At 61.7% G+C, this 19,240-nt stretch carries 14 protein-coding genes and 1 pseudogene; 3 read left to right on the top strand and 12 right to left on the bottom strand.

Annotation, left to right across the window (positions count from 1 at the left end; genetic code table 11):
* Positions 1-26 precede the first annotated feature (26 nt).
* On the top strand, positions 27-473 hold the full coding sequence (locus tag GV818_RS01635) for an excinuclease (RefSeq protein ID WP_161754543.1): 447 nt from the start codon (positions 27-29) through the stop codon (positions 471-473).
* Positions 474-688: 215 nt separating this feature from the next.
* Positions 689-1,177 carry an excinuclease gene (locus tag GV818_RS01630; RefSeq protein WP_161754541.1) on the top strand — a complete coding sequence of 163 codons (489 nt, stop codon included), beginning with the start codon at positions 689-691 and terminating at the stop codon, positions 1,175-1,177.
* On the opposite strand, the gene GV818_RS01625 is transcribed toward GV818_RS01630, so the two are convergent.
* Complete coding sequence (locus GV818_RS01625) at positions 1,145-2,044, bottom strand: LysR family transcriptional regulator (protein ID WP_161754539.1); 900 nt, start codon at positions 2,042-2,044, stop codon at positions 1,145-1,147. The genes GV818_RS01630 and GV818_RS01625 overlap by 33 nt on opposite strands.
* Positions 2,045-2,165: 121 nt before the next feature.
* Between GV818_RS01625 and GV818_RS01620 the strand changes: the two genes are divergently transcribed.
* A complete protein-coding gene (locus GV818_RS01620; protein ID WP_161754537.1) occupies positions 2,166-3,434 on the top strand; it encodes an MFS transporter in 1,269 nt (422 codons plus the stop codon).
* 485 nt (positions 3,435-3,919) lie between these two features.
* On the opposite strand, the gene hemE is transcribed toward GV818_RS01620, so the two are convergent.
* The 11 genes and pseudogenes from hemE to pilM form a co-directional block, all read right to left on the bottom strand.
* Entirely contained in the window at positions 3,920-4,987 is a 1,068-nt protein-coding gene (hemE, locus tag GV818_RS01615) for a uroporphyrinogen decarboxylase (RefSeq protein ID WP_161775688.1), read from the bottom strand.
* Positions 4,988-5,198: 211 nt separating this feature from the next.
* A complete protein-coding gene (locus GV818_RS01610; protein WP_161754533.1) occupies positions 5,199-6,617 on the bottom strand; it encodes an FAD-dependent oxidoreductase in 1,419 nt (472 codons plus the stop codon).
* Positions 6,618-6,650: 33 nt separating this feature from the next.
* Entirely contained in the window at positions 6,651-11,099 is a 4,449-nt protein-coding gene (gene gltB / locus GV818_RS01605; RefSeq protein ID WP_161754531.1) for a glutamate synthase large subunit, read from the bottom strand.
* A 348-nt stretch (positions 11,100-11,447) separates the two neighbouring features.
* Positions 11,448-13,025, bottom strand: a complete 1,578-nt coding sequence (locus GV818_RS01600; RefSeq protein WP_161754529.1) for an SPOR domain-containing protein — start codon at positions 13,023-13,025, stop codon at positions 11,448-11,450.
* Positions 13,026-13,035: 10 nt separating this feature from the next.
* Positions 13,036-14,136, bottom strand: a complete 1,101-nt coding sequence (gene aroB, locus GV818_RS01595; RefSeq protein ID WP_161775687.1) for a 3-dehydroquinate synthase — start codon at positions 14,134-14,136, stop codon at positions 13,036-13,038.
* Positions 14,137-14,280: 144 nt separating this feature from the next.
* Positions 14,281-14,799 carry a shikimate kinase AroK gene (aroK, locus tag GV818_RS01590; RefSeq protein WP_161754525.1) on the bottom strand — a complete coding sequence of 173 codons (519 nt, stop codon included), beginning with the start codon at positions 14,797-14,799 and terminating at the stop codon, positions 14,281-14,283.
* 4 nt (positions 14,800-14,803) lie between these two features.
* A pseudogene (locus GV818_RS01585) lies at positions 14,804-16,150 on the bottom strand (type IV pilus secretin PilQ); the annotation flags it as partial.
* 169 nt (positions 16,151-16,319) lie between these two features.
* Positions 16,320-16,847, bottom strand: coding sequence for a pilus assembly protein PilP (locus tag GV818_RS01580; protein ID WP_372242027.1), 528 nt, complete (start codon positions 16,845-16,847; stop codon positions 16,320-16,322).
* Positions 16,844-17,467, bottom strand: a complete 624-nt coding sequence (locus GV818_RS01575; RefSeq protein WP_161775684.1) for a type 4a pilus biogenesis protein PilO — start codon at positions 17,465-17,467, stop codon at positions 16,844-16,846. The genes GV818_RS01580 and GV818_RS01575 overlap by 4 nt, the downstream gene beginning before the upstream one ends.
* A complete protein-coding gene (locus tag GV818_RS01570; protein WP_161775683.1) occupies positions 17,464-18,030 on the bottom strand; it encodes a PilN domain-containing protein in 567 nt (188 codons plus the stop codon). Before GV818_RS01570 ends, GV818_RS01575 begins: the two co-directional genes overlap by 4 nt.
* Complete coding sequence (gene pilM / locus GV818_RS01565; protein WP_161775682.1) at positions 18,030-19,091, bottom strand: type IV pilus assembly protein PilM; 1,062 nt, start codon at positions 19,089-19,091, stop codon at positions 18,030-18,032. The genes GV818_RS01570 and pilM overlap by 1 nt, the downstream gene beginning before the upstream one ends.
* Positions 19,092-19,240 lie beyond the last annotated feature (149 nt).

Genomic DNA, 19,240 nt, shown 5'->3' with positions numbered 1-19,240 from the left:
CCCCTTTGCACGTCAAGGAGAATACGATGCGTTTGAAGACTCTGGCGGCCACCGTCACCCTGCTGCTCTGCACCCTGCCCGGCGTCAGCCAGGCTCGCGACACCACCCTGTACCTGCCCTTCGACAAAGTCGTGGCCGAAGCCATCAGCACCGGCAAGATCGACGGCAGCGTGAAGTTTTACCTGGCGGGCAACAAGCCCACCGGCAAGGTCTCGGTACTGAGCCCGGGCGCGGTCACCAACAAGAAGACCAACGCTTTCGGCAAGGCCGACCAGGTGGCCTGCGAATGGGCCCTGCAGTCGGCGCTGATCACCCTGCATGAAGCGGCGAAGAAAGTCGGCGCCAATGCGGTGACCGACATCGCCAGCTTCTACAAGAGCCATGAGCGCAAGGATGCCACCACTTACGAATGCCACGCCGGCGCGATCATGGCGGGCGTCGCCCTGCGCGGTGATCTGTCCAAGGTCCAGTGAGCTGAGTCCTGCGGATGCTGAAGGGCGCCTTGGGGCGCCCTTTTTTGTTGCACGCCAGCGCCTCGAACTGCGCCAATCCCCGTCTACACTCGCAGCAGCAGGCTGAGTCACCGCAGCCTGCGCAAGCCGCATGGCGACGGGATGCTGTCGGGCACCAGCCCGGTCGGCCGATGTGCAATGGCGGCTGTCCTTTCACGTCCGTCAAGGAGCCGACCATGCAAGTGAAAGCACTGATTGCCGTGGCCCTGCTATCCAGCCTGAGCGTCCCCAGCCAGGCCACCAACCTGATGTACATGCCCTTCGAAAAAGTCGTCGCCGATGCCCAGCGCGCCGGGCGCCTGGACGGCAGTGTGAGCTTCTACCTGATGGGCAACCCACACCCGCCAGTGCTTGCAGTCAAGGTCACCGAGCTGCCCACCAACAAGAAAACCAATGCCAGCAACAAGAGCGATATCGACGCCTGCGAGTGGGCCCTGCAATCGGCACTGATCACCCTGCAAGCCGCAGCCAAAAAGGTCGGGGCCAATGCCGTGACCAACATCGTCAGCTACTACAAGCATCACGTGCGCAAGGACCTCAATACCTACGAGTGCCACGCCGGGGTGCTGATGGCGGGCGTGGCCTTGCGCGGCGACCTGGTGTTCCTGCAGGCCCCTGAGCGGCCCAATAGCTCAGGTCGCGGCCCCGGTCTTGCGCGTCAGTAGCTCGACAAACGCTTTGGCCATGGGCGAGCACTGGTCCTTGCGCTGTACCAGCCACACCGCCGACATGGCCTCGGGATCCAGCAAGCGGCGATAGACCACACCGTCGATGCGCATGCGCTGATAGGACGCCGGCAGCACCGAGACACCAAGACCGGCCGCCACCAGGCCGATGATGGTCATGGCTTCCGCCGCCTCCTGGGCGAAATGCGGAGTGAAGCCGGCATCCCGGGACAGCGTCAGCAACTGGGCATACAGGCCGCTGCCATAGCTGCGAGGGAAGAACACAAAGGGCTCGTTGGCCAGTTCCACCAGGTGCACCCCCTCTGCACTGCCACTGGCCAACGGGTGCTTGGAACTGAGCACCGCTACCAGCGGCTCGCGCAGCAACTCCACCACCGACAAGGAATCCGGCAGCGGCAAGGGACGCATGATGCCGACTTGGATCGACTGGTCCACCAGGGCTTCGGCCACCTGGGTGCTGCTCATTTCCTTGAGCTTGAGATGTACCGCTGGAAAGCGCTGGCGAAAGGCGAAGATCGCCTGAGGAATCGTCGAGTTGAATGGGGCCGATGAGGTGAAGCCGATCTTCAACTCCCCCAGCTCGCCCAACTGCGCACGCCGCGCCACATCCGCGGCCTTGTCCACTTGGGCCAGCACCAGGCGTGCCTCTTCGAGAAACAGCCGCCCGGCTTCGCTGAGCTCGACCCGACGATTGGTACGCTCGAACAACCGTGCCCCCACCTCCTGCTCCAGTGCCTGGATCTGCTGGCTCAGGGGCGGCTGGGAGATGCCCAGCACCTGGGCCGCGCGGCCGAAATGCAGCTCTTCGGCGACGGCGATGAAGTAGCGCAGGTGACGCAATTCCATGGGGACCTCATCAAGTCTTTAAACCTATCAAACAGGTCGAACAATATATTGGAAAGAATCATTAGCCAGCTATATGCTTTTTCCATTGCCTGACCGGCTGCGTTCCCCCCCGAGGTCCCCCGTGAAATCCGCTGTTGCCGCTGTTGCCCCCACTGCCCATGAAACCCCTGCCACGCCCCTGGACGAGGTGGTCGCCCAGCTCAACGAGATCTACATCGAGAAAGGCACACCGATGTTCATGCGCACGGTGCTGGCCCTGTTCTCCGGGGGCTTCGCCACCTTCGCCTTGCTCTACTGCGTGCAACCGATGATGCCACTGCTGTCCCGGGACTTTTCCATCAACGCGGCCCAGAGCAGCCTGATTCTCTCGGTCGCCACCGGCATGCTGGCCATCGGGCTGTTGATCACCGGGCCGGTTTCCGACCGCATCGGGCGCAAGCCGGTAATGGTGGCAGCCCTGCTGGCCGCCGCCCTGTGCACCATCGCCAGCGCGCTGATGCCCAGTTGGCACGGGGTGCTGCTCATGCGCGCCCTGGTGGGCCTGTCCCTCAGCGGGCTGGCAGCGGTGGCCATGACTTACCTGAGCGAAGAGATCCACCCGCAGCACATCGGCCTGGCCATGGGCCTGTACATCGGTGGCAATGCCATTGGTGGCATGAGCGGGCGGCTGATCACTGGCGTATTGATCGACTTCGTCAGTTGGCACACGGCGATGCTGGTGATCGGCGGCCTGGCGCTGATTGCCGCGGCGGTGTTCTGGAGAATCCTTCCCGAGTCGCGCAATTTCCGTCCCCGCTCGCTGCACCCGCGCAGCCTGCTGGACGGCTTTGCCATGCACTTTCGCGATGCCGGGCTGCCCTGGCTGTTTCTCGAAGGCTTCCTGCTGATGGGGGCCTTCGTCACCCTGTTCAACTACATCGGCTATCGCCTGCTGGCCGAGCCCTATCACCTGAGCCAGGCCTGGGTCGGGATGCTCTCGGTGGTCTATCTGTCGGGGATCTACAGCTCGGCGAAGATTGGCGCCCTGGCGGACCAACTGGGCCGACGCCGAGTGCTGTGGGGCACCATTGTGCTGATGTTGGCGGGGATCGCCCTGACCCTGCTGAGCCCACTGTCCCTGATACTGATCGGCATGCTGCTGTTCACCTTCGGCTTCTTCGGCGCCCACTCGGTGGCCAGCAGCTGGATCGGCCGCCGGGCCACCAAGGCCAAGGGCCAGGCCTCATCGCTGTACCTGTTCAGCTACTACGCGGGTTCGAGCATTGCCGGAACCGCTGGCGGCGTGTTCTGGCACCTGGCGGGCTGGAACGGCATTGGCCTGTTTATCGGCGCCTTGCTGATCGGAGCCCTGCTGATCGCCATGAAGCTGGCCAAACTCCCTCCTTTGTAACGCCTAGCCTGCGTAGGAGCTGGCTTGCCAGCGAAGGCGGCCGCCAGACAGGCGCAAGTCTCGAGGGCCCATTCGCCAGCAAGCTGGCTCCTACACAGGCCGGGTCGTAGCCAATGGCCCTTGTAGGAGCTGGCTTGCCAGCGAAGACGGCCGCCAGACAGGCGCAAGTCTCGAAGACCCATTCGCCAGCAAGCTGGCTCCTACACAGGCCGGGTCGTAGCCAATGGCCCTTGTAGGAGCTGGCTTGCCAGCGAAGGCGGCCGCCAGACAGGCGCAAGTCTCGAGGGCCCATTCGCCAGCAAGCCAGCTCCTACACAGGGCGGATCGTAGCCAATGGCCCTTGTAGGAGCTGGCTTGCCAGCGAAGGCGACCGTCAGGCAGGTGCAAGTCGCGAGGGCCCATTCGCCAGCAAGCTGGCTCCTACAAAAAAGTGTTCGCCAATGAAAACGCCCGGCAGGTGCCGGGCGTTTTTTATGGGGTGGCGCTTATACGTGGTACTGCGCCGACAACTCGTGAACCGCTTCGAGGAAGGCCCCGGCATGCTCCGGTTTCACTTCAGGGGTGATGCCGTGGCCCAGGTTGAACACGTGGCCGCTGCCCTTGCCGTAGCTGGCAAGGATGCGTGCGACTTCAGTGCGAATCGCTTGCGGGTTGGCGTACAGCACCGTGGGGTCCATGTTGCCTTGCAGCGACACCTTGCTGCCGACCCGACGACGGGCTTCGCCGATGTCGCAGGTCCAGTCCAGGCCCAGGGCATCGGCGCCGGCGTCAGCAATGCTTTCCAGCCACAGGCCGCCACCCTTGGTGAACAGGATCACCGGAACCTTGCGCCCGTCGTGCTCGCGGATCAGGCCGCTGACGATCTTGCGCATGTAGGCCAGGGAGAACTCCTGGTAGGCCGCCGACGACAGGCTGCCGCCCCAACTGTCGAAGATCTGCACCGCTTGCGCACCGGCCAGGATCTGCCCGTTGAGGTAAGAAGTGACCGACTGCGCCAGCTTGTCCAGCAGCAGGTGCATGGCTTGCGGGTTGTCGTAGAGCATGGCCTTGGATTTGCGGAAGTCTTTCGACGAGCCGCCTTCGACCATGTAGGTGGCCAGGGTCCAGGGGCTGCCGGCGAAACCGATCAGCGGTACCCGGCCGTTGAGTTCACGACGAATGGTACTGACCGCATCCATCACGTAGCCCAGGTCCTTTTGCGGATCGGGGATCGGCAAGGCCTCGATGTCGGCCAGGGTGCTGACCACTTTCTTGAAGCGCGGACCTTCACCGGTCTCGAAGTACAGGCCTTGGCCCATGGCATCGGGGATGGTCAGGATATCCGAGAAAAGGATCGCCGCATCCAGCTGTGGATAGCGGTCCAGAGGCTGCAGAGTGACTTCACAGGCGAACTCCGGGTTCATGCACAGGCTCATGAAGTCACCGGCGTTGGCGCGGCTGGCACGGTATTCAGGCAAGTAGCGCCCGGCTTGCCGCATCATCCACACCGGGGTGACGTCTACGGGTTGCTTGAGCAGGGCACGAAGGAAACGGTCGTTCTTCAGGGCAGTCATGTCGGCATCCGGAAAAAAAGTGCGGGCATTTTCTCAGAGCGCGACATAAAAGGCACGGCAAGAGCCGTTTCTTTATGTCTATGGGGTCAATTTGTCACGGGGACGGGCACGGACCCCGTAGGAGCCAGCTTGCTGGCGAAGCGATCGACGCGGTGCAGCAACTGCACCGCGGTATCGTTGTTCGCCGGCAAGCCGGCTCCTACAAGGTGGGTCAGACGCCCAGGTAGTCGAGGATCCCTTCGGCGGCATTGCGCCCCTCGAAGATCGCCGTCACCACCAGGTCGGAACCGCGGACCATGTCGCCACCGGCAAAGATCTTCGGGTTACTGGTCTGGTGCTTGTACTGACCTTGCTCCGGAGCCACTACGCGGCCCTGGCTGTCGGTCTGGATGGCGAACTGCTCAAACCACGGCGCCGGGCTCGGACGGAAGCCGAAAGCGATGACCACGGCATCGGCCGGGATGATTTCTTCGGAACCCGGGATCGGCTCGGGGCTGCGGCGGCCACGGGCATCCGGCGCGCCGAGACGGGTCTCGACCACCTTCACGCCTTGGACCTTGTCTTCACCGACAATCGCAATCGGCTGGCGGTTGTAGAGGAATTTCACGCCTTCTTCCTTGGCGTTCTTCACCTCTTTGCGCGAGCCGGGCATGTTGGCTTCATCACGGCGATAAGCACAGGTCACCGACTTGGCACCCTGGCGGATCGAAGTCCGGTTGCAGTCCATCGCGGTGTCACCACCACCTAGCACCACCACCTTCTTGCCTTTCATGTCGACGAAGTCTTCCGGCGACTTTTCAAAGCCCAGGTTGCGGTTGACGTTGGCAATCAGGAAGTCCAGCGCGTCATACACGCCCGGCAGGTCCTCACCGGCAAAACCACCCTTCATGTAGGTGTAGGTGCCCATGCCCATGAACACCGCGTCGTATTCAGCCAGCAGTTGCTCCATGGTCACATCCTTGCCCACCTCGGTGTTGAGGCGGAACTCGATGCCCATGCCAGTGAAGACTTCGCGACGATTGCTCAGCACGGTCTTTTCCAGCTTGAACTCGGGGATGCCGAAGGTCAGCAAGCCGCCGATTTCCGGGTTCTTGTCGAACACCACCGGGGTCACGCCGCCCCGCACCAGCACGTCGGCGCAGCCCAGGCCCGCCGGGCCCGCGCCGATGATCGCCACGCGCTTGCCGGTGGGCTTGACCTTGGACATGTCCGGACGCCAGCCCATGGCAAAGGCGGTGTCGGTGATGTACTTCTCCACCGAACCGATGGTCACTGCACCAAAACCGTCGTTGAGGGTGCAAGCACCCTCGCACAGGCGATCCTGTGGACAAACCCGGCCGCAGACTTCCGGCAGGGTGTTGGTCTGGTGCGACAGCTCGGCGGCGGCGAGGATGTTGCCCTCGGCCACCAGCTTGAGCCAGTTGGGAATGAAGTTGTGCACCGGGCACTTCCATTCACAGTACGGGTTGCCGCAGCCCAGGCAACGGTGGGCCTGGTCGGCCGACTGCTGGGGTTTGAAGGGTTCGTAGATCTCCACGAACTCTTTCTTGCGCTGACGCAACAGTTTCTTCTTCGGATCCTTGCGCCCGACCTCGATGAACTGGAAGTCGTTATTCAGACGTTCAGCCATTGTTAAAACCTCATCAAACTTCTCAGGCGCATATCACTGCGGGTTGGCACGGGTGCTGGAAAGCAACGATTTCAAGCTGGCAGCCTTTGGCTTGACCAACCAGAAACGCCGCAGATAGTCATCGAGGTTCTCGGCGAGTTCACGACCCCACTCGCTGTCGGTTTCCTCGACGTACTCGTTCAGCACACGCTGCAGGTGGCTGCGATAGGACTCCATCGCTTCGCCGCTGATCCGTTGGATCTCCACCAGTTCGTGGTTGACCCGGTCAACGAAGGTGTTGTCCTGGTCGAGCACGTAGGCGAAACCGCCGGTCATGCCTGAGCCGAAGTTGTAACCGGTCTTGCCCAGTACGCAGACAAAACCACCGGTCATGTACTCGCAGCAGTGATCGCCCGTGCCTTCCACCACAGTGTGGGCACCGGAGTTGCGCACGGCGAAACGCTCGCCTGCAGTGCCGGCGGCGAACAACTTGCCGCCGGTAGCACCGTACAGGCAGGTGTTGCCGATAATGGCACTGTCCTGAGTCTTGTAGAGGCTGCCCTTGGGCGGAACGATCACCAGCTTGCCGCCGGTCATGCCCTTGCCCACGTAGTCGTTGGCATCGCCTTCCAGGTACAGGTTCAGGCCACCGGCGTTCCACACGCCGAAGCTCTGGCCCGCAGTACCTTTGAAGCGGAAGGTGATCGGCGCCTGGGCCATGCCCTGGTTGCCATGGAGCTTGGCGATTTCGCCGGAAATCCGTGCGCCGATGGAGCGGTCGCAGTTGCAGATATCCAGAGCGAAGTCGGCGCCGCTCTTGTCATTGATCGCCGCGCGGGCCATCTCGACCATCTTCTCGGCCAACAGGCCTTTGTCGAATGGCGGGTTGCGCTGCACCTGGCAGAACTGTGGCTTGTCTGCCGGGATGTGGTCGCTGCCCAGCAGCGGCGTCAGGTCCAGGTGCTGCTGCTTGGCAGTCTGACCTTCCAGTACCTCCAGCAGATCAGTACGCCCGATCAATTGCTCAAGGGAACGCACGCCCAGCTTGGCCAGCCACTCACGGGTTTCTTCGGCAACGTAGGTGAAGAAGTTCACCACCATGTCGACGGTGCCGATGTAGTGATCCTTGCGCAGCTTCTCGTTCTGGGTCGCGACGCCGGTGGCGCAGTTGTTCAGGTGACAAATACGCAGGTATTTGCAGCCCAGGGCAATCATCGGCGCGGTGCCGAAGCCGAAGCTTTCGGCGCCGAGAATGGCCGCCTTGATCACGTCGAGGCCGGTCTTCAAGCCACCGTCGGTCTGTACCCGCACCTTACCGCGCAAGTCGTTGCCGCGCAGGGTCTGGTGGGTTTCCGCCAGGCCCAGTTCCCACGGTGCACCGGCGTACTTGATCGAGGTCAGCGGCGAGGCGCCGGTGCCACCGTCGTAGCCGGAGATGGTGATCAGGTCGGCATAAGCCTTGGCCACACCGGCGGCAATGGTGCCGACACCGGCTTCCGCCACCAGCTTCACCGAGACCAGCGCCTGCGGATTGACCTGCTTGAGGTCAAAGATCAGTTGCGACAAGTCTTCGATGGAATAGATATCGTGGTGCGGCGGTGGCGAGATCAGGGTCACGCCGGGAACCGCGTAGCGCAGCTTGGCGATCAGGCCATTGACCTTGCCGCCTGGCAGTTGGCCGCCCTCGCCGGGCTTGGCGCCCTGGGCCACCTTGATCTGCAGCACTTCGGCGTTGACCAGGTATTCCGGGGTTACCCCGAAACGACCGGTGGCCACTTGCTTGATCTTCGAGCTCTTGATGGTGCCGTAGCGCGCCGGGTCTTCGCCGCCTTCGCCGGAGTTGGAACGCGCACCGAGGCGGTTCATGGCTTCGGCCAGGGCTTCGTGGGCCTCGGGCGACAGGGCGCCCAGGGAGATACCGGCGGAGTCGAAGCGTTTGAGGATCGACTCCAAAGGCTCGACTTCGCTGAGATCCATCGGCGTGTCCAGGGTCTTCACCTGGAACAGGTCGCGGATCATCGACACCGGACGGTTGTCCACCAGCGCGGTGTATTCCTTGAACTTGGCGTAGTCGCCCTGCTGCACGGCGGCTTGCAGGGTGTTGACTACGTCCGGGTTGTAGGCGTGGTACTCGCCACCGTGGACGAACTTCAGCAGGCCGCCTTGCTGGATCGGCTTGCGCGGGCTCCAGGCTTCGGTCGCCAGGGCTTTCTGCTCGGCTTCGATGTCGACAAAGCGCGCGCCCTTGATCCGGCTCGGTACGCCGCGAAAGCTCAGGTTGCAGACTTCCTCTGACAGGCCAATGGCTTCGAACAGCTGCGCACCACGGTAGGAGGTGATGGTGGAGATGCCCATCTTCGAGAGGATCTTCAACAGGCCCTTGGTGATGCCCTTGCGGTAGTTCTTGAACACCTCATAGAGGTCGCCCAGGACTTCACCGGTACGGATCAGGTCGCCCAGCACTTCGTAGGCCAGGAACGGATAGACCGCCGAGGCGCCAAAGCCGATCAGCACCGCGAAATGATGCGGATCGCGGGCGGTGGCGGTTTCCACCAGGATGTTGGAGTCGCAGCGCAGGCCCTTTTCGGTCAGGCGGTGATGCACCGCGCCGGTGGCCAGGGACGCGTGGATCGGCAACTTGCCGGGAGCGATATGACGGTCACTGAGGACGATCTGGGTGCGGCCGGCTCGGGCGGCTTCTTCAGCCTGGTCGGCGACATTGCGGATCGCCGCTTCCAGGCCGACGCTCTCGTCGTAGTTCAGGTCGATGATCTGCCGCTCGAAGCCCGGGCGATCGAGGTTCATCAGCGAACGCCACTTGGCCGGGGAAATCACCGGCGAGCTGAGGATCACCCGCGAAGCGTGCTCAGGCGACTCCTGGAAGATATTGCGCTCGGCACCGAGGCAGATCTCCAGGGACATGACGATGGCTTCGCGCAGCGGGTCGATCGGCGGGTTGGTGACCTGGGCGAACTGCTGGCGGAAGTAGTCGTAGGGGGTACGCACGCGCTGGGACAGCACCGCCATCGGCGTGTCGTCGCCCATGGAGCCCACTGCTTCGTAGCCCTGCTCGCCCAGTGGGCGCAGCACCTGGTCACGCTCTTCGAAGGTGACCTGGTACATCTTCATGTACTGCTTGAGCTGGTCGACGTCGTAGAAAGCCGAACCGTGGTCGTTGTCTTCCATGGTGGCCTGGATACGCAGGGCATTCTTGCGCAGCCATTGCTTGTACGGATGACGGGACTTCAAGCGGTTGTCGATGGCGTCGGTGTCGAGGATCTGCCCGGTCTCGGTGTCCACGGCGAAGATCTGCCCCGGGCCGACACGGCCCTTGGCGATCACGTCTTCAGGCTGGTAGTTCCAGACGCCGATTTCCGAAGCCAGGGTGATGAAACCATTCTTGGTGGTGACCCAGCGCGCCGGACGCAGACCATTACGGTCCAGCAGGCAGACGGCGTAGCGGCCGTCGGTCATGACCACACCGGCAGGGCCGTCCCACGGCTCCATGTGCATCGAGTTGTACTCATAGAACGCCCGCAAGTCGGGGTCCATGGTCTCGACGTTCTGCCACGCTGGCGGAATGATCATGCGCACGCCGCGGAACAGGTCGATGCCGCCGGTGACCATCAGTTCGAGCATGTTGTCCATGCTTGAGGAGTCGGAACCCACACGGTTGACCAGCGGGCCGAGTTCTTCCAGGTCCGGGATCAGGTCGTTAGCGAACTTGGTGCGACGAGCAACCGCCCAGTTGCGGTTGCCGGTGATGGTATTGATCTCGCCGTTGTGGGCAAGGAAGCGAAATGGCTGGGCCAACGGCCATTTCGGCAGGGTGTTGGTGGAGAAGCGCTGGTGGAACACGCAAATCGCGGTTTGCAGGCGCGGATCGCCCAGGTCCGGATAGAAGGCGGCGAGGTCCGCCGGCATCATCAGGCCTTTATAGATGATGGTCTTGTGGGAAAAGCTGCAGATGTAGTGGTCAGTGTCGGCGGCGTTGGCCACCGAGGAGCGCCGACGGGAGCTGAACAGCTTGATGGCGAAATCCTGATCGCTCAGGCCTTCGGCACCGATGAACACTTGCTCGATCTGCGGCAGGCGCTCCAGGGCCAGGCGCCCGAGCACACGGGTGTCGATCGGCACTTTGCGCCAGCCCACCAACTGCAGGCCGGCGGCGAGGATCTCGCGATTCATGTTCTCGCGAGCGGCTTCGGCCTTCACCGGATCCTGGTTGAAGAACACCATGCCCACCGCATATTGCTTGGGCAGGTCATGGCCGAAGTGTTCCTTGGCTATCGCGCGCAGGAACAGATCGGGCTTTTGCATCAGCAGACCGCAACCGTCGCCGGTCTTGCCGTCCGCGTTGATCCCACCGCGGTGGGTCATGCAGGTCAGGGCCTCAATGGCCGTTTTTAACAAGGTGTGACTGGGTTCGCCCTGCATATGGGCTATCAGGCCGAAACCACAGTTATCCTTAAATTCATCTGGTTGGTACAGACCTGCTTTCATAGACACTTTCTCACCAGGCTGCCTCTTATCGAGACAAATTTCTTTTCAATTCAACCACTTGTCATCCACGTCGAACGTACGTCGACTTTGTGGCGGCAAAAGGGAAGTCATTGTACACACCGACACAAAGGCTCACAAATTTAGCGACGATTTGTCGAAAATTTATGTCGCATTTATGAACGTTTTAAAGCGATACGCTGTGCTAGTCAAAATGTTTTGATCTTGACTGCCGCGACTCAAAAACTACTGTGACGCAGACACCACAAGGCACGCGGCCTGGAAGGCAGCATGCCGATGCGGAAATTTGAGGTTGCCGGGAGAGGCGGCCTGGGTAAGGCCGCCGAATCTTCAGCGGGTTGTTGCCAGTTCTTGTTGAACGCTAGCGACAGTGCGAGGCCAAGGTTTACCAGCCTGAACCTTCGCTGGCAAGGATTTGATGGCGCTGACCGCTGCATCGCGGCTGGAGAAGTTGCCGTAGGTGATCACATACAGCGGCTTGCCGTTGAGGACTTTCTTGAAGTAGCGGTATTCGCCGCCCTGTTCCTTGACGAAGTTCTGCGCAGTGGCTTCCGAGCTGGTACCGAGGATCTGCACCACATAGTTGCCTGGCGCCTGCCCGGCGTACCAGCTGCCACCGGCGGCCTTGGCCACGGTGACCGGCTTTTCTGCCGGCTTGGCGGCTGCAGCAGGTTTGGCGGCCAGTGGTTTTTCCACTGGCTTGGCCGCAGGAACCGGCTTGGCGCTGGCAACCTGGGTCGGTGCTGGAGTTGGACGTGCTGCCGGTGTTGGGGTCGGACCGGCCGCTACACCACTAGGTGGCGCAATAGTGGTGACCGTCGGCGGAACGGCGCTGGAGCCTTCCACAGGAACCCCGTCATCGCCTTCGCTGATACCGCCTGCGGCTTCCGCCAATGGACCGCGCATCACCGGTTGCGACTGACCGACCAACGGCAGCGGCATCGGCTGCGATGAGCCGGCAAATTCCACCGCTGGGTTGCCATTGGCTGTCGGCGTTTGCCCCAGAGGCAGTTGCGCCTGCTCATTGGCAGGAGCCCCGGTAGTTGGCGCCTTGCTGCGACCCGGCATCAACCAGGCCGCGGCCACGGCCACAACCACTACAGCGGAAATGGCCAATACGTGTTTCTTCGGCATGTTGAACCCCATACTTGGACGCTTCACCGCAGAGCGGCTGGCGATCATGGCTTCGATCATTGCATCCCTGGCGACCTGGTTGATGTTGCCCGGCCAGCCATCGGAGCTTTCGTGAATATCACTGATCTGATCTGCGGAGAAAAGTTCGATACCCTGACCTGCGCCTTCAAGTCGCTGGGCCAGATATTCGCGGGTTTCCTCTTCGGTATAGGGCTGCAACTCGATGACGTGGAAGCGCTCTTCCTCGGTGCTCAGTTGATCCAGGTCGGCAATCAGCGACGACTCGCCGAACAGGAACACGTGCGGGCGACCTTCCGGAGCACCAGCCGCCAGGGCCAGCAGGGCCTCAAGCGCGGATTCGTCAAGCTGCTCGGCATCATCCACCAGCAGATAGACTTCCTGGCCGGTCAGGGCCAATTGCACCACCTGAGCCAGGATCGCGCCGATTTCGGCCTGAGCCACGTTCAGCGCCTGAGCCACCTGGCGCAGCACGCCGGCAGCGTCGCCAGCCCCACGGGCGGAGACCACCACGCTCTGCACCGATTGCTTGTTGGTGCTGGCTACCAGGGCCTGGCGCAGCAGGGTCTTGCCGCTGCCCTGAGGTCCGGTGACCACCAGCAGCAGCTGGCTGTAGCGGGCCAGGTGATGCAGTTGCCCCAGCACAGGCTTGCGTTGGGCAGGAAAGAACTTGAAGCCAGGGACCCGTGGAGCGAAGGGGTCATGGCTCAACTGGTAATGGCCGAGGAAAGCCTCGTCGGCGTGCAAACTAGTCATCGGGATCTTATTAACCTTTAAGCTGAGCCAGGGCGCGGTAATCCGCTCCCAGCGTGGCCTGTAAAACCTCTTTCGGATAATCGTCGGTCACTACGGCTTCGCCCATGTGGCGCAACAGCACCAGACGCAAACGACCGTCGATCACTTTCTTGTCAATTGCCATGTGTTCGAGAAAATCCGCTTCGGTCATCTCCTCAGGAGGGATGACCGGCAAGCCCGCGCGCTGGAACAAGCGAATACCGCGGTCACGCTCCTGACTGGAGATCCAGCCCAGGCGCGTGGACATTTCCAGGGCCATTACGGTGCCGGCAGCCACCGCCTCCCCATGCAACCAGACACCGTAGCCCATGTGGGTTTCGATGGCGTGGCCGAAGGTATGACCCAGGTTGAGGGTGGCACGCACCCCCGATTCACGTTCGTCGGCACCCACCACGGCGGCCTTGGCCGCGCAGGAGCGCTCGATGGCATAGGTCAGCGCCTGCTGGTCCAACGCCCGCAGACGGTCGACATTTTCTTCCAGCCAGGTGAGAAACGGCTCATCGCAGATCAGGCCGTACTTGATGACTTCCGCCAGGCCCGCCGACAGCTCGCGGCTCGGCAGGGTATTGAGGCTGGTGGTGTCGATCAGGACCACATTCGGCTGATAGAAAGCGCCGACCATATTCTTGCCCAGGGGATGGTTGATACCCGTCTTGCCGCCCACCGAGGAGTCCACCTGGGACAACAGGGTGGTGGGAACCTGGATGAAGTCCACTCCACGCTGATAACAGGCCGCGGCAAAACCGGCCATGTCACCGATCACACCGCCCCCCAGGGCGATGATGGTAGTACGGCGGTCGTGACGCGCAGTCAGCAGGCCGTCGAAGATCAGCTGCAGGGTTTCCCAGTTCTTGTAGGCCTCACCATCGGGCAAGACCACCGAGATCACCGAGAACTGCGTCAGGCTGCGGGTCAGGCGCTCTAGGTACAGCGGCGCGACGGTCTCATTGGAAATAATCGCCACTTGCCGCCCGGCAATGTGCGGCACCAGCAACTCAGGCTGGTCCAACAATCCTTCACCAATATGAATCGGGTAGCTGCGCTCGCCTAGATCGACCTTAAGTGTCTGCATGTGTCCCCACAGTGAAGATGGAAGCAGGCGTTCTGCCTTTATTGACGATGGGCCTCGTCTGGTTTTCTGACGCCGCCCGATAGCTCTGCGCCACACCTTGGCGGTCTGGCGCGACGCCGAGAATAGCGCATTTCGCTCGATGCATTAACGGGGTGGCAGCTGCTGCAGGCGCTCAAGTATGTCCAGCACCACCATTCGTGGCGGCCGCTCATCGGTTTCCACCACCAGATCGGCGATTTCCCGATAAAGCGGGTCGCGGATCTCCAGCAGGTCGCGCAGGGTCTTGGCCGGATCGGCGGTGCGCAGCAAGGGACGATTGCGGTCCCGAGCGGTGCGCCCTACCTGCTGCTCCACCGAGGCATGCAGATAGACCACTCGTCCGCCGGCACGCAGTGCCCGACGATTGGCTTCGCGCATTACCGCACCGCCGCCGGTAGCCAGGACCACGCCATCGGCACTGCACAGCTCGGCGATCATCGCCTGCTCGCGATCGCGAAAGCCCGGCTCGCCTTCCTTATCGAAGATCCACGGGATATTCGCGCCTGTACGCAGTTCAATTTCCTTATCGGAATCTTTGAATGGCAGGCGCAGCTCTTTGGCCAGTAAGCGGCCTATGGTGCTTTTTCCAGCCCCCATCGGCCCAACAAGAATCAAATTTCGCACAGAATCAACGACTCACAGCAATCGCCTGGTTGTTCATGATACGTGGAGTGAGAAATACCAGCAGCTCGGATTTTTTCTCCGACACCACGTCACGCCGGAAAAGGCGGCCAAGATACGGCACATCGCCAAGAAATGGCACTTTATCTACAACCTTGCTTTGGGTATTCGAAAAAACCCCGCCAATGACGATGGTCTCACCGTCACTGACCAGGACCTTGGCATTGACTTCGCTCTTCTTGATCGGCGGTACATCCTGGACCTTGTTCAAGTAGTCGGGCTCATCCTTGGTGACCTTGACCTCGATGATGATGCGATTGTCCGGAGTGATCTGCGGCGTCACTTCCAGGGAGAGCGAGGCCTCCTTGAATGACACCGAGGTCGCGCCACTGGAGCTGGCCTCCTGGTAGGGAATTTCGGTGCCCTTGAGGATCTTCGCGGTTTCCTTGTCGGAAGTGACCACCTTGGGCTGGGAGACAATCTCGCCATTGCCGCTCTTCTCCATTGCAGCCAGTTCCAGGTCCAGCAACACGTTGTTGGTGATGTAGGCGATGCCGATACCCGAAGTGTTGGCCGTGGCTCCCAGATCGACAAACGGCGAGTTGCTGCCACTGCTGCCTTGGCTGCCAATGGTCGACGAACCGCTGGCCCCGTTTTGCACGCCCGAGGCGTTCCAATTGCCCTTGTTCTGCACCGACCCGCCCCAGCGCACGCCCAGGCTCCTGTCGTAGTCGACATTGGCCTCGACGATCCGTGCCTCGATCATCACCTGGCGTACCGGAATATCCAGCTGAGCGACGATGCGCCGCAGCTCGTCAAGGCGCTCCTGGATCTGGTAGGCAATGATGTTGTTGGTACGCTCATCGACGGTGATCGAACCACGCTGCTCAGCTTTCTCCTCGGTACCGGTCACCGACTGGAACAACTTGGCGATGTCTGCAGCCTTGGCGTAATTGACCTGCAACAGCTCCCGTCGCAGGGGTGCCAGATCCTCCAAGTGTTTCTGCGACTCCAGCTCCTGGCGTTCCCGGGCGGCGATTTCATCCACCGGGGCCACCAGCAGTACATTACCGATTTTGCGCTGGTCCAGGCCCTTGGTCTTGAGGACCAGGTCCAGGGCCTGATCCCAGGGCACATTCTGCAGGCGCAGGGTGATGCCGCCTTGCACGGTGTCGCTGGTCACCAGATTGAGGCCGGTGAAATCGGCGATCAGTTGCAATACCGAACGCACCTCGATGTCCTGGAAGTTCAACGAGAGTTTTTCGCCGCTGTAGTCAGGAGCCGACGCACTGCGCCTGGCATCTGCATCCGCCAGAGGGCGGACGCTGGCGCTCAACCGGGCATCGGCGTGGAAGGTCGAGCGCACCGTATCCGCAGGTTCAGCCAGGCGCTTGCCCGGCACTTGAGTTACTCCACCAGAAGTGGCGGCCTTGGGCTCGGCAGCGCCGACCATCGACGCCTGCAACGCTATCCATAGCGCAGCACCGAAGGCTGAAACAGTCCTGTTCATTTCCAGATCCCACTTAAGAGTGTGTTTTCAGCGGCAGAGTCCGCGGTCGCTCCAGCCAGGCTCCTGTTCCATCGGGAACAATTTCCACTACCTCCACCTGGGAATCCCTGATGGCCACGATCCGGCCTTCGCTGCGGCCCAGGTAGTCACCGACCTTGAGCCGATGCACCCCACCGGCGCCGCGCAGCAGGGCAAAGCTTCCCGAGGCGTTGGACAGGCTCCCGACCATCTGCAACTGCTCGATATCGAAACCTTCGAGGTATTGCCGGACCCGCTGCGGATCGGGCCGAACCGCACTCACTCCCTGCTGACGAGCTGCCAGGTCGATTGTTTGCTTCGGCTGAAACGGACTGCGCAATGCACTGGCGCTGTAGGTGAACGAGGGGTAAGAATGGATGAGCGGTGTTGGTTCAATCGGCCCTACTGATTGCCCGCGCACTTCATTCATATAGGCGTCCAGGTCAGCGAAGTCATCGCCACCGCTACAACCCCACAGGCCCATGCACAAGCAACCGAACGCAGCCCAGCGCAAGCGCCTCACGACTGCGGCTCCAGGCGGTCATACCTGTAGGTTCGCGCCTCAATGCTCATGCGCAAGCGCTCGGGATTGCCTGCTTCCACAGGCTTGATCTGAAAATCATGCAGGGTGACGATTCGTGGCAACCCGGCGACCCCGCTGACGAAGGTCGCCAGATCGTGATAGGCACCGGTGACGGTGATCTGAATCGGCAACTCGACATAAAACTGCCGGGCCACCTCCGATTGCAGCTTGATCTCTTCAAACGCCAAGCCACTGCCCAACCCCACGCGACTGATGTCTTCAAGCAGCCCTGGAACTTCGGCGTCATTGGGCAACTGGCGCAGCAACAGATCAAAGCTGTTTTGTATGGCCTCTAACTGCTCGCAGTAACGCTCAAGATTGGCCCCCTGTCGAGCCTTATCAGCGAATTGCTGCTTGAAACGGATCTCTTCCTGGCGCTGCCGGTCCAGTTGTTCCAGGCGCGAAGCCAGATAAAGGCTGTAGCCCGACACCAGCACCAACAGCAACAGCAGAACCGCCACCAACGTCTTGATCAGTGCCGGCCAGGAGCCAAGGTTGCCCAGGTCCAGCGCCCGCAGATCGCTGCGACGCAACTCCACTAACCAGCGTCCCACGCTCATCCTCCCGGCTCCACAGGCAACACGGGCGTCTGCCCCACACTGAGCCGAAACAGGTTACCCAGGCCCTGATTGGTATCCGCAGCGCTCTTTACCTTGGTCAGGCTGGGCGCGGCAAAACCCTCGGCAGATTGCAAATTGCGCATCAAGTCCGATACCCGGTTGTTCGACTCGGCAGCCCCGCTGATGACCAGGCTCTGCCCCTGCAGATCCACTTCGGTGAAATACACGCCATCGGGCAAGCTGCGGGTCAACTGCTGGAAAACCCGCACATTGGACGAGCGATTGCCCTGCAGGCCTTCAATGATGCTCATGCGCTCAAGCAGTTGCTGGCGCTGTGCCTTGAGCTCATGAATACTGGCGATCTGCTTGTCCAGTCGCAGCGTCGCCTGCCCCAGATATTGGCCACGCAGACGCTGCCGCTCGATCAGCCGACCGATGTAGGCGTCGGCCAGCAGGACTACCCCACCACCGAGCACGATCATTGCTGCCAGCGCCCGCAGGAAACGCCGGCGTCGAAGCTCACGCGACGCCTCGCGCCAAGGCAGAAGATTGATCCGAGCCATCAGTCAAATCCTCTCAACGCCAGGCCGCAGGCGATCAGCAGGCTCGGAGCCTCTGCTGCAAGCAGCTGGGCATCGACCTGGTCGCTCACCGCCATGCCGAGAAAAGGGTTGGCGACAAACGTGCTAATTCCTAGTTGCTGCTCCAGCCGTCGGTCCAAACCCGCCAGGCGACTGCCATCACCTGCCAGCAACAACAGGCCCACCGGCTGTTGCTGGGGCGAGGCAGCAAACAACTGCAAGGCGCGGGACAACTGCTGGAGCACGCCTTGTTCGAGCGCACGCAGTACTTCCTCGGCACAACCCTCCGGTAGACCGTCCTGACGCTGCGCCAGCAGCATCTCGTCCAGCGTCAATGAATAACGTTGCTCAAGGGTCTCCAGCAACGCTCGACTGCCGAACAGTTGCTCGTGGCTGTGGATGATCTGCCCACCGTGCAGCACGCTGAAAGTGCTCATGTTCGTGCCTATCTCCAGCAGTGCCACAACCGAGCGGGACGCAGATGGCAGATGCACAGTCAGCGTCTGCAGGCAGCGCTCCAGGGCCAGGGGCGCGGTCTCCACTATCTGCGGGGTCAGGCCGGCCAGGGTCAGCACCAATTCGAGGTGTTCAACATGTTCGTTGCGACAGGCCACCAGCAACACCTGGACCCGCCGGGGATCGCCGTGCACAGCGCCCTGCACCTCAAAGTCGATGGTCACCTCCTCCAGGGGATAGGGAATGTACTGACCGGCCTCCAGCACAAGTTGGCTCTCCAGTTCATCGGCGGGCAGCCCCGCCGGCATCTCGATCAGCTTGCTGATCACCACCTCACCGGCCACCGCCACCACCGCGCCCTTGAGGCGGCTGCCGCTCTTGAGCCAGGCGCGAGACAAGGCCATGGCCAGCACCTCGGGATCGGCGCTGCGCTGGTCGAGCAACGTCTCGGGCGCCAGGCACTCCCTGGCATAAGCCTCGACCCGGTAGCCCGTCCCCTGACGACTCAAGGCCAGAAGCGTGACCGAGGTCGCACTGATATCGATCCCCAGAAGGGAACTCGGCTTTTTGCTGAAGAGTCCAAGCACGACCAATTCCCTATGACTATCCGTGAGTTACGGACTCCTTGAGGCGCCTTGCGCTCAATCGCCGCGTCTTGACAGACGGGCAAATGACGCTCTCGGTGGAAAATGCTTATAATGCCCAGCGTTTTTTCCGCTTTTACCTGCTGCGTGGG

Source organism: Pseudomonas sp. Fl4BN1 (assembly GCF_009908285.1).
Taxonomy (GTDB): Bacteria; Pseudomonadota; Gammaproteobacteria; order Pseudomonadales; family Pseudomonadaceae; genus Aquipseudomonas.
This window is presented reverse-complemented; position numbering and strand designations above follow the sequence as displayed.

Excerpts from the sequence above, each read along its gene's own strand:
- GV818_RS01570 (WP_161775683.1), bottom strand. The coding sequence starts at position 18,030 with ATGGCTCGGATCAATCTTCTGCCTTGGCGCGAGGCGTCGCGTGAGCTT.
- gltB (WP_161754531.1), bottom strand. The coding sequence starts at position 11,099 with ATGAAAGCAGGTCTGTACCAACCAGATGAATTTAAGGATAACTGTGGT.
- GV818_RS01600 (WP_161754529.1), bottom strand. The coding sequence starts at position 13,025 with ATGACTAGTTTGCACGCCGACGAGGCTTTCCTCGGCCATTACCAGTTG.
- GV818_RS01630 (WP_161754541.1), top strand. The coding sequence starts at position 689 with ATGCAAGTGAAAGCACTGATTGCCGTGGCCCTGCTATCCAGCCTGAGC.
- GV818_RS01575 (WP_161775684.1), bottom strand. The coding sequence starts at position 17,467 with ATGAGCGTGGGACGCTGGTTAGTGGAGTTGCGTCGCAGCGATCTGCGG.
- GV818_RS01610 (WP_161754533.1), bottom strand. The coding sequence starts at position 6,617 with ATGGCTGAACGTCTGAATAACGACTTCCAGTTCATCGAGGTCGGGCGC.
- GV818_RS01625 (WP_161754539.1), bottom strand. The coding sequence starts at position 2,044 with ATGGAATTGCGTCACCTGCGCTACTTCATCGCCGTCGCCGAAGAGCTG.
- aroB (WP_161775687.1), bottom strand. The coding sequence starts at position 14,136 with ATGCAGACACTTAAGGTCGATCTAGGCGAGCGCAGCTACCCGATTCAT.
- GV818_RS01635 (WP_161754543.1), top strand. The coding sequence starts at position 27 with ATGCGTTTGAAGACTCTGGCGGCCACCGTCACCCTGCTGCTCTGCACC.
- hemE (WP_161775688.1), bottom strand. The coding sequence starts at position 4,987 with ATGACTGCCCTGAAGAACGACCGTTTCCTTCGTGCCCTGCTCAAGCAA.